This window comes from Enterobacter sp. CM29 (assembly GCF_013179605.1).
Taxonomy (GTDB): Bacteria; Pseudomonadota; Gammaproteobacteria; order Enterobacterales; family Enterobacteriaceae; genus Enterobacter; species Enterobacter intestinihominis.
Window position 1 is genome coordinate 1 of the sequence record NZ_JABMCU010000134.1, and the last position, 12,266, is coordinate 12,266.

The following is a 12,266-nucleotide window of genomic DNA, read 5'->3' on the forward strand; positions in this document are numbered from 1 at the left end:
TCATCACAAACAGATGTAGTGATAGATATTTATCCCGAGGCTGATTATCGCTATTCAGTTGCCTGGTTACCTGTTTTCGCGGCTGCAGTGGCAAGCGGTAAAACTTCCTTTGAAACTGTGTTTGAACACAAACCTGGCGCCGTATTTTTCCTGAGACAAGTTCGGGACTTCGATTCTCGCTGGTTCAAGGCCATATTCCAGTGCAGCCTTCTGCGTTATATTTCAAAAAATAAAAAGGATTAAAGATGACTACACGCTTTTTTTCGTCGCTTATTGAACAATCGTTGTCTCGCTCAACCGAAGCAACGCTCAGTATTATGGGGATCACAAACCCGAACTTACGCAAGCATCTCGCAGAGCAAATGGGTGCCGATTGTGGGAAATCAGGCTCATTTCTTGCCTCACCAGTATTCCAGCAAATGTTTGGCTGGAAAGAGTCAAATTATACAATGCGCAACCTGACCGAAGGTAAGGCATTACTGAGTAAAGCTGTTGTTGATTCACTAGATGATCATAACAACGGTCGTTACCGTTTTGGTGCAGACTGGAAACCCTTCACTCACCAGCTAGCCAGTTGGAAGGCTTTACTGGAAGATAAACATTCGGTAGTGGTGACAAGTGGTACGGGGTCAGGCAAAACGGAATGTTTTATGGTTCCTGTGCTGGAAGACCTCTACAGAGAATTACATGAAAATAGCAACAACCCACTTGTCGGCGTCAGGGCCCTTTTCCTCTACCCCCTCAATGCCCTAATTAATTCACAGCGGGAGCGCCTGGATGCGTGGACACGTGGATTTGGTACTGGGATCCGTTACTGTCTTTATAATGGCAATACAGAAAATCTTCACGCTTCGGTAAAAAGCGAGCAGGCAAAAAGGCCAAATGAAGTGCTTTCACGCGAAAAGATGCGTGAAGAACCCGCACCAATTCTGGTAACAAACGGCACGATGCTGGAATATATGATGGTCCGCCAGATTGATGCTCCAATTATTCAACAGTCTAAAGCACAAAAATCATTACGCTGGATAGTACTGGATGAAGCGCATACCTATGTCGGATCGCAGGCCGCTGAATTAGCTCTGCAGTTACGCCGCGTGATGACGGCCTTTGGCGTGACGCCAGACGATGTGCGTTTCGTGGCAACCTCTGCAACTATTGCCGGAAGCGATGCCGAAAAACAACTGAAAAAATTCCTCTCTGTATTATCCGGTATACCGCAGGAGCGCATCGATGTACTGGACGGAAGCCGAGTGATTCCGAAACTGGCATCGTGCAAACACGTTTATATTCCTTTAGAAGAAATTGAACAAATCCCTGATACAGACATGAAGGGCGTAAGCCCAGAGCGCTTTGAAGCTCTTACGCATTCACCTGAAGCACATTACTTGCGTGAGATGTTAGTTACTCAGCCGGATCCAATGAAGCTGGATACGATGACGAAGCGGTTGAATACGCTGACCAAGCAGAATTATAGCCAGCAGGAAGTACTTCGCTGGATCGACGTCTGCTCTGGTACACAACCTAATCCTAAAGATCCGGCATTCCTGAAGATAAGAGCGCATATTTTCCAGCGCAATACCCAGGGAGTATGGGCTTGTGTTGATAAAGAGTGCAGACAAAAGCATGGCACTCCGCTGGATAAGGGCTGGCCCTTTGGTTATGTGTATGTGAATCAACGGCAAAATTGCGAATGCGGGAGCCCGGTCTACGAACTGGCATTCTGCAATGAATGTAACGAACCGCATCTTCTGGCCCGGGATAAAAATGGCAAACTTGTCCAATGGGAAAATAAAGGTGGCGATGAATTCTCTTTGCAGGATGAGGTGAATGTTGAAAACGACGCTACTGAAGAAAAAGTTGAGAAAGAAAGTAGTTACCGCCCTCCACTTATTATTGCGGCAGAAAAGGCCAGTGAAACTGGTTATATCCTACAGCGACTCGATCGCAAGACTCGTCGTATTGGTGTAGTTAATAATGAAAGTATTGAACTGATTATTAACGATATTGAACAGGTATGTAGTGCCAGTGGCTGCGGCTACAGAGGCACGAGTGGAAAACAACCTTTCCGCCGCGCATTGTTGGGTGGACCGTTTTATGTCACCAATATTGTGCCAACCGTTCTGGAGTATTGTCAGGACTTTGTCAGCGAAGATGGAAAGGAGGGAGTGGGGCCTGATTCACTGCCAGGTAGAGGCCGCCGTCTCATTACCTTCACCGACAGCCGCCAGGGAACAGCGCGCATGGCGGTACGCATGCAGCAAGAAGCTGAACGCAGTCGCTTACGTGGCAGCGTAGTAGAAATATTGGGCTGGCATCAACGAAAACAGACTTCCACCACACCAAATGCCAATACAGATCTTGAAAAGTTAGCAGCGTTGGCAAAACAGGCACGCGAACAGGCCGATGAATTTAGAAGCTGGGGATTACCTGAACAAGCGAAGCTGGCAGAAGTACAGGCCGAGCAGCTTGAACAAGCTTTTCAGGCTGCGACCGGAGGTAACGTAGCGACCATTCTCATTTCCCGAACCTGGACAGAAATAGTTAATGAGCTTAGAGAGAAAGCCGATATTAGCGGCCCTATTCTGCAATATAATCACTATCTGAAGCCTGAAATTTTCAACGAAAACGGCGGGCCGCTGAAGCTATCGGAAATGTTGCTTTTCCGGGAGTTTATGCGTCGTCCTAAACGAACTAACAGCCTGGAAACGCAAGGGCTGGTGCGGGTTGGTTATCAGGGGCTAGAGAAGATTCATAAGATGCCGATGCATTGGCATGAGCAAGGGCTGACGCTGGATGACTGGAAAGATTTTCTTAAGGTTACTCTGGATCTGTACGTACGTGAAAGCAACTTCACACAACTGGACGATGAGTTAAAAAACTGGATTGGTAGCCGTTTTTCGTCAAAATTCGTCCGTAACCCGGAAACAAAAGATCCTGAAGATAATCAGAACAGACGCTGGCCACAAATTCGTAATGGCAATTTGTCCCATCGTTTGGTGAAGTTATTAATGCTTGGTGCGGGATTAAAAAAAGTAAATACGGCGACGATTGATATTATCAATACATGGTTAAAAGAAGCATGGAACCAGCTTACCGGGTCACTTGCCGTACTGAAGCCTGATGGTAACCGTTTCTATTTGCCGAAAGAGCATTTGACCTTCTCTTTAATAACGGATGCCTGGATTTGTCCGGTCACCAATAAAATTCTGGACACTGCTTTTAAAGGGTTAACCCCATATCTACCCACTCACATTTCCTTTGAACAACTCACCCAGACGCAATATGACGCATTTGTCGCGCAAAAGGTCACCATGCCAGAGATCTGGAAGGTGGATCGCTCACAAGAAGACTATGCTCCGGGTTTGGCTAAAGTACGTGACTGGGTCAGCAACGAGCCGCTGATCGCAAAATTGCGTTCGGAAAATGTCTGGACGGATATCAACGATCGTGTCGTAGAAGGTGGCTTCTACTACCGCACTGCAGAGCACTCTGCCCAGCAGTCTTCAGAACGCCTGCAAAGCTACGAAAAGATGTTTAAGAACGGGCAGCTTAATGTTCTCAACTGTTCCACCACCATGGAAATGGGGGTTGATATCGGTGGCATTACCGCCGTGGTGATGAACAACGTACCGCCGCATCCGGCCAATTATTTACAGCGAGCCGGGCGAGCCGGACGTAGCAAGGAATCGCGCGCGATATCTTACACATTGTGTAAAGGTAACCCGCACGATCAACAGGTATTTGCCAACCCGCTCTGGCCGTTTGAAACGATGATCCCTGCACCGATGGTGGCGATGAACTCAGCCCGGCTGGTGCAACGCCACGTCAATGCGTTATTGCTCTCTGACTTTTTATGTCACGTTATTGGCGAAACGGACAAAGAAAAAACCAGCCTCGACAGCCTCTGGTTTTTCGGTGATGACGAAGATCAATCAAAATGTGAACGCTTTAAAGTATGGCTTGAACGCCCCGAGCTTGATATTGACGCGGCGCTTGAAAGGCTGGTAAAAGGCACGGCGCTGCATGGCGCCAGCTCCCACAAATTGCGTGAGAAAACAGTTGATGCGATTACTCTTCTGCAACAGAGATGGCTTTCCGTCTATCGCGATCTTGTTGCACAGGAACGCGAATCGCAGCCGCAAACGCCTTACCGCAAGCGCATAGAACTGGAAAAAAAACGACATTGCGGCGAATATTTACTGCGCGATCTGGCGGCCAGAACCTTCCTTCCCGGATACGGCTTCCCAACGGATGTGGTGACGTTTGATAACTTCACAATGGAAGACTATATTCGCGAAAAATCGCAGAAAAGCCGGGATAAAAAAGATCGCGAAGATAACGTGTCGCGTTATAAAGGGCTCCCCTCCCGCAACCTTGGGGTTGCTATCCGTGAATATGCACCAGGTGCAGAAATTATTCTTGATGGTAGGGTCTTCCGTTCTGCCGGTGTCTCCCTGCACTGGCACAATATTAATGCCGATACGAATGAAGCGCAGCGTCTGGATTGCGCCTGGCGCTGCCACAAATGCGGGACCATCGGCTATGAAGAGGGAATGAGCAGTTCCGGGGTATTATGCTGTACCAACAGCACCTGCGGTGAAAAAATCATCATGGATAATCGCCGTCAGGTGCTGCAGCCTGCCGGGTTTGTAACCGATGCGCATGCGCCGGTGACAAACAACATTGAAACCATGAAATTTATCCCGGTTGTCCCTGCCTGGGTGTTTGTTAAAGCGGAACCCGTACCACTGCCTAACCCGACAATGGGGTATATGACGTCTGGTGCTGATGGTCATGTTTTCCAGCAAAGTCTCGGAGAAGGTGGTCATGGTTACGCATTATGCCTGAGCTGTGGGCGTGCGGAGTCGATGCTGAATGAAAATGATGCACCGAGAAGTATGGAAGCTCACTACCCACCTCGTCCAGGAAAAGCGGACCGCGATAGCCAAAATCAGCGGCTGATTTGCCCCGGTTCGACGGCACTGATGAAAAACGTCACGCTGGGGGCATTAGCACGAACAGATGTATTTGAAATGGTTCTGCGGAAGCCACAAAACGGTGAATACCTCCCGGATAATACAGAAGAAGGTCGGCTTGTCGCCATGACTCTGGCGGTTGCCCTGCGTCAGGCGCTGGCGGGTGTATTGGGTATTTCTGCTGCAGAACTGGGCTACGCTGTGCGTCCGGTCAGGCTGGAAGATGGACAATCGGTATTAGCCGTTCAACTTTACGATGTGATTAGCGGTGGCGCAGGTTTTGCGTCCAGTGCTCCATTACACATTGAGACCATTCTGCTGGGGATGGTGAAACAGCTGGGCTGCAACCATTGTGATACCGCATGCAGTGAATGTTTGCTCGATTCCCAAACCCGCCACGATCATGACCTGCTGGATCGTAAAGCGGCGCTGACCTGGCTTGGGGATGACTTCAGTTTCTACATTGGTTTACCAGATGAAGAGACATTCTCGCTACCAGATGCCCGCTATTGCCCGGGAGCGATTAGCGATACCCTTCGTCGGGCGATTAACGAGGGAGCTGAAAAACTCACACTGTGGATGAACGGGCCACTCAATGAATGGGATCTTTATGCCCGTCAATTCCGGGCGGCTATTCAGAACTACCGGATTAAAGACAATGTTGCGGTCGACCTTGTCATTCCTGCTGGCGTCGATGATCCGGAGCTGTTGCACGAGCTTTCGCAGTTTACTGCTTTGGGCGTGCGTTTGTGTCATATCGAACAGGCTCTGGAATTGCCGATTGTGGCGCAAATCGCCTTTGCCGATCGCGTAATGACGCTGGCTTCACGCAGCCAGCAGGCAACTATCCCGGGGCCAGGCTGGCACCTGAATGACGAACTGGTCGTTCGCAGCCTCGGCTATAAAACGGTAAAACTGAACGAGTTTGTTCTGCCGGGTAAAGCAGCGAACGCGGTTGAGCGAGTCAAAGACATAGAGATTCATAAACAGTTAAATGGTCCACTTTCGCAGTTCGGACAACGCTTCTGGGACACGCTGTTTAACAGCCATGAAGAAGCACAATCGCTGATGAAAAACCAGCGAATCACCAGCGTTCACTATACCGATCGCTATCTGCAAAACCCGGTTGCGCTGGCACTGCTGGGGGCGATACTGAAACCGCTAAAAACAAAGCTGACCGATGACGCGGAGCTTGAGCTTGATACTCTGTTTAAGCCCAAGGATCGTCCCGGCAACCGGCCGTTCCATGACTGGATGAGCGATGCGGATTTTCAGGATTTCGCCGACCAGTGGTTTACTGCGGCAATGGGCAGAGCGGTAGAACTGACGGTGTTCGATTCGCCACGTGATATTCCACATCATCGTAAGCTGACGGTGACCTTTGAAGATGGTCAGACGTTGAAGATTCGATTCGACCAGGGAATGGGATACTGGCGTATCGACTTCCCGTATGTATGGCGTAATTTTGACTTTGCCGAAGATGTGACTTATCAGCTAGTAAAACTGGCGCAAGCCTGCCAGGAGGGCAAAGTCCTTAATAGCGAGGAAAGCTGGGCAACGGATGTGCTGATAGAGGTGATGCCGTCTTAATGCATTAGCGCTCCCAATAAGGAATTGGGAGCGCTAAAACGACTCGAGTCAGCGATGGCCGATAACCCCAATTAGGCTTTTTTACGCGAGTTTTTTTTACCGCCGCTGGCGGCGCGTTCGGCCTTAATCCTTTCCAGCAGCGCGGTGGCGCTGTTTTCACCGCTGATAAGACTTGGGTTTTCAGCACGCCACTGGGCGGTAAGCTCGCCGAGGAAGGCTTTCGCCAGGATCGACTGAGTAAGGTTGTTGACGCGGGTCAGAGCGCTGTTGACCTGCTTTTCAATGGTGTCGGCGTAGGCGAAGAGTTGTTCGACACGGCGGACGATTTCGTGTTGTTCGGATAAACAGGGTAATGGTACTGGTATTTGTTTTAACTCCTTAACACTTTTTAAGTTTTGCATCGCTGAGCCAGTACTATTTTCAATAATAACCTTTTGGAACATTGGAGATCTAAAAAGAGTCAGGAAAAATCTCTTATCGTAAATTTCATTGTTAATCCGAACACGTAATAGAGCTTGGTTAATAATTCCTTTTTCACAACCTTCGGGTACTAATGTAATTTTCCCTATACTTCCAGCTCCGCTAATGAGGAAATCACCGGCATGAACCTCAAATTTATTCATTTCATGAAATTTTTCCTCTGTTATGTAATAACGGGAAAAACTGCAATCATCATTAATTGGGCAATATTGTTCATACACTTTATATCCTCGCTCTACGAATATGTCTTTTTTGAGTGCGCCTCCAAAAGGACCTCTTCTAAATGAATCTTTTTTATCTAGGAGAATGTTTTCCCAATGGGTTATTTTCCACTCATTAATTTCATTTTTATTACGCCATTCTTTAGTTAAATCACCTTTAACCGCAAAATCCATAACTACACGTTTGAACATTTCTAGTTTGTTAAACGTGCATTCCAGAAGTGCTTTGATGCTGTCTACCTGCGCCAGCAGCGTATCGAGTTTTTCGGCGATGATTTTTTGTTCAGCATAAGGTGGTAGAGATAACGGATGTTCTTTTATAACTTTTTGAGAAATATTGGGCTGGGCCCCACCTTTGCCTTTTTTTATGAATGCATTTTTCTCGTTGAGTAAAAAATAATATAAGAAAATACTTGAGGTAATACCTTCTATGGGCGAACCAACCGCACAAGCCTGGTTAGTAGTTGCATCAATTCCCAAGATAGACGTTTTACCAATAGTTGCCCCATACATTGCAATGGCAACAGAACCCTTGGGAAAATATTTAGCACTTGAGTTTTTTACGCCAGCATCGGTAATGTATTCACTTGCTTCGGTAATTAATTTAGGCCCTAAGTCACCAGTTTTGATCCAAGGTATATTACCATTATAATACTCGTCATGACTGCGGGATGGTGTACCACCGGAACCCCAATTTGCAATATTTTGCAGGTTTGTCACAACCCACCCCTCCGGCAATTTCCCCCCACTCATTCCTTCACCTCACCAAACGCTTCTTCCAGCAACTGACGCTGCGCATCCGCCTCATCCTCCGCGCCCAGCTCGCGCATCAGCGCGTCCAGCTCGCCCAGCGCCTGCACCAGCTCGCCCATCGCTTCTGCTGCAAGCACATCTGGCTCCGGCAGGCTGTCGGCGTCAATGCTGTCCTTATCCTTCAGCCAGGAGATATCCAGCGAATCGGATTTAGCGGTGCGGATCCATTCGCGGCTGAACTTACGCCAGCGGCTGGTGGCCAGGTGCTGATCGGTGTTTTTGTTTTCTTCGCTGTCGGCGACTTCGCTCTCTTCGGCATTAAAGCTCCACTCGCCTTCTTCACGCGGGCTTAAGCCGTGTGGATCCTCACCGTAGACGTTTTCAAACGGCTGCAGGTGCTGCTCGGTAAACGGCGTGCGCTTGCCGAAGCTCGGCATATTGGTACGCAGGTCATACATCCAAACGTCGTCGGTGCAGTTTTTATCCTGATTCGGATTGGCGACCGTGCCTTTGGTAAAGAACAGCACGTTGGTTTTGACGCCCTGGGCGTAAAAGATGCCGGTTGGCAGACGCAGGATGGTGTGCAGATGGCACTTGTCCATCAGGTCGCGACGAATGTCCGTACCCTTACCGCCTTCAAACAAAACATTATCCGGTACCACCACCGCCGCACGGCCGCCAGGGTGCAGGGTTTCAATAATATGCTGCATAAAGCACAGCTGTTTGTTGCTGGTCGGGTGCACGAAGGTGCGGGTAATGTTGGTACCCGCGGCGCTGCCAAACGGTGGGTTGGTGGCGACAATATGCGCCTTCGGCAGGTTTTCGCCGTCGCTGCCCAGCGTGTTGCCCAGACGGATGGCGCCGCCGTGATCAAGGTTGCCTTCAATATCGTGCAGCAGGCAGTTCATCAGCGCCAGACGACGGGTGCCGGGCACCAGTTCGAGGCCGATAAACGCGCGGTGGATCTGGAAATCCTGGGTGTCGCCATCAAGGTCATCCAGATCGTTGGTCTGCGACTTCACGTAACGGTCGGCTTCAATCAAAAAACCTGCGGTCCCGGCGGCCGGGTCCTGCACCACCTCACGCGGCTGCGGCTTCAGCAGATGGATGATGGTTTTGATCAGCGGACGCGGGGTGAAGTACTGGCCCGCGCCGGATTTGGTTTCATTGGCGTTCTTTTGCAGCAGCCCTTCGTACATATCGCCGAAGTCGTCGCGGGACTTGCCGTGAGCGCCATTGTACCAGTCCAGTGAGTCCATACTGCTCACCAGCTCGGTCAGCTGCTTTGGTTGGGTGATGGTGGTGTTGACGTTCTGGAACACCGCCTGCACCAGCTTTTTCTCGTCCGCGCCCAGATGCACCAGCAGGTTGCGGTAGAACTGCAACTGATCCTGGCCAATGCGCGATTTCAGGTCATCCCAGCGGTAGCCTTCCGGCAGGTAATCCGCTTCCTGGCCGGTTTCTTTGCACATTTTCAAAAACAGCAGCGAGGCGAGTTCATTGACGTAGTTTTGATAGGAGACGCCGCCGTCGCGCAGGTTGTCGCACAGTTTCCACAGTTTGGCGACCAGATCGTTATTGTTCATTGAAGATCCCATGTAAAACAGCGGCCCTTATCGGGGCCGCAGAAGAAGAAATTGCCGGGGATGATAACGCGTCAGGCGAGCTCATCCCAGATGTAATCGCTGAACTTATCCAACACGCTGTCGAAGTTGTCGTCAAAGGTGCGCTGTAACATTGGCTTACCGCCGCGACGGTGGAAATTGCCGGTTTTGAAGACGTCGTCGTCGAGCACCACTTTCTCTTTGAGCGCCTGCGCTAAACGGTCGAGCCAGCTTAGCTGTTCATCGCTCCAGTCGTTCTCGCCCTTGATACGTGACAGCGCGTGATCGACACGCTCGTCGAACGGTTTGAGCGCATCACCCACCGCCGCACGACGGATGTGGCCGATCAGCCGGGCGGCGATATCCTGATTGCGCGTTGCTTTCCACGCGCTGCGCAGGGACGACTCTTCAAAATGCTGGCGGTCAAACCACTCCTGCAATTCCACCAGCCCTTTACGAGTGAGGTCGCGCGGGCGATTGATCACCGCCTGCAGCGCGGGCTGGGCGTTAGGGGAACGCTGCACCAGCGCATCAAACGCTTCGAGGAAATCCTGCGGCGTGTCGTAATCGCCATACAGCGATTTGACGCTCACCACCTCATCGTCAATATCGAGGAATATGGGGGCATCGCGCAGGGCGTTGATATTGGTTTTCAGCTTTTCGAGGCGGGCGATAAAGCCGGGGAGCTTATTGAAAATCTCGGCGCTCCAGTGCGGTCCTTTTTCCCGCAGGCGCGAAGCCAGGCCACCGAAGTTTACGCCTGCGGCATCCATGCACAGTTCATCCAGACGGCGGACCTGCTTATCCACCGCTTCGCTGCGATCGCGATTATAAGTGGCGAGGCCAATGATTCTCTGCAGCTTGGCGACCAGCTGTTCATGGCTGTGCTCGGCAAAACTGCGGCCATCCGCTTCAATGGTTTTGTAGGTTTCTGAGTCGGTAATTTCATTGACCAGCGTTTGCAGTTCCACCTGTGGACGCACAACCACCGGGCGCATGGTATCGACGCTTTCCAGCGAGCTGTAGATATCAACACAGTCGAAAATCTTAAAGCTGGTTTTCCCCACCGACGGGCACAGACGCGTGGCACGACCCTTCATCTGCTCGTATAGAATGCGGCTTTTGACTTTGCGCAGGAACACAATATTACAGATTGAAGGAATATCCACGCCGGTGGTCAACAGATCGACGGTAACCACAATATTGGGCAACCGCTCTTTGTTGAAGCGGACGATCATGCTTTGCACTTTCTTCGCGTCTTTATCGGCATCACCGGTGATCTTGATAATGGCGTCGTGTTCAAGCTGCGGATACTTTTTCTTAAACGCGGTGCGCAGCTCGTCAACCACCATGTCGGCATGGGCGTTGGTGACGCAGAACACCAGCGTTTTTTGCTGTCCGGTGGGATCCAGGTATTTGGTGAGCTCACCGCATACCGCACGGTTAAACGCAGGGATCACCAGGCCGCGGTTAAAATCGGCAACCTCAAAATCCTGATCGTCAGCCAGCGTGTCGTTGATCAGCTCGCCTTGCGTGTTCAGGCGTTCCACCTGTTCGCCCTCGGAAAGATAGACCCCATCTTGCGCGTTGCGGGTAACGATCTGAATGGGCGGTTCCTGATCGATCAGGTAGCCGTCGATCACCGCCGTACGGTAGGTGTAGCGGTAAACTGGTTCGCCGAAAATATCAACCGTGTGCAGGGCTGGCGTGGCGGTCAGGGCAATTTTTACCGCGTCGAAGTGGTCGAGAATGCGACGGTAGGCGGAAACGTAATCCAGCTGGCTACGGAACTGCAGCTCGCCTTCGGTCTGCTCTTTATCAAGAATGTAGCCGCGGTGTGCTTCGTCGACCACGATACAGTCGTAGCGGCCAACCGGCATCGGTTCATCGGATTGCAACGTACGCTTGACCAGAGACTGAACCGTAGCGACGTGAATTTTGGTGCTGTCTTCCGGGAATTTGTCGGTCAAGCCTTTGATATCAAAAATACTGTTAAAGGTGTCGCCGTTAATTCGTGTGTCTTCAAACGACCCCAGCGCCTGCTCGCCAAGCGAGCGTCGGTCGACCAGAAACAGGACGCGTTTGAAACGCTGCGACTGGATCAGACGGAACATCAGGGCGATAGCGGTACGGGTTTTACCAGTACCAGTCGCCATCGCCAGTAGGATCTCTTGTTGGCCGTTGACAATGGCCTTCTCTACCGCGCGAACGGCATCCTCCTGGTAATAACGCAGGCCCAGTTCGCTCATTCCGGGGTTATCGGCAAACCACTGATTCTGTTTCTGCGGGTCGCTGCCCAGCATATCCAGCAGCTCTTCCGGGCGATGCCATTCCGGCAGCGCTTTCGACATATTGGTGGTGTGGCGGACGTCACGATACCAGATACCGCTTTTGGTCTTCATTGCCGCGCGGTATTCACGCCCGTTGGTGGAGTAGCAAAAGGGGATTTTAAAACGCTGTGTGCCGCTGGTATCTTGCCAGCTGATTTCGTAAACCGGTAGGGTTTCGTGTATATCGTCGGGGGTAAATTGCTCCAGAAGCGTATCGCGCAAAAACGCATTATCGAAATATTTACTGTATCGATAAGCCTCATTCAGCTTGCCGGGAACATCAATATTTTTACGTTTTGCTTCGACCACTGC

Annotated in this window: 4 protein-coding genes and 1 pseudogene; 2 read left to right on the forward strand and 3 right to left on the reverse strand. The window is 50.7% G+C overall.

Annotated elements, in window-relative coordinates:
• Positions 1–243: pseudogene (locus HP459_RS23395) on the forward strand (hypothetical protein); the annotation flags it as partial.
• A gap of 2 nt (positions 244–245) precedes the next feature.
• Positions 246–6,566 (forward strand): DEAD/DEAH box helicase, encoded by a 6,321-nt coding sequence (locus HP459_RS15880; RefSeq protein ID WP_171936457.1) that lies wholly within the window; start codon positions 246–248, stop codon positions 6,564–6,566.
• Positions 6,567–6,637: 71 nt separating this feature from the next.
• Here HP459_RS15880 and HP459_RS15885 read toward each other — a convergent pair whose 3' ends face one another.
• From HP459_RS15885 to hsdR, 3 genes are all read right to left on the reverse strand, one after another.
• Positions 6,638–8,020 (reverse strand): restriction endonuclease subunit S, encoded by a 1,383-nt coding sequence (locus HP459_RS15885; RefSeq protein WP_171936458.1) that lies wholly within the window; start codon positions 8,018–8,020, stop codon positions 6,638–6,640.
• Entirely contained in the window at positions 8,017–9,606 is a 1,590-nt protein-coding gene (hsdM, locus tag HP459_RS15890; protein WP_171936459.1) for a type I restriction-modification system methyltransferase, read from the reverse strand. Before hsdM ends, HP459_RS15885 begins: the two co-directional genes overlap by 4 nt.
• Before the next feature lie 71 nt (positions 9,607–9,677).
• On the reverse strand, positions 9,678–12,266 hold a 2,589-nt coding region (gene hsdR, locus HP459_RS15895), incomplete at its 5' end, for a type I restriction-modification system endonuclease (protein WP_171936460.1).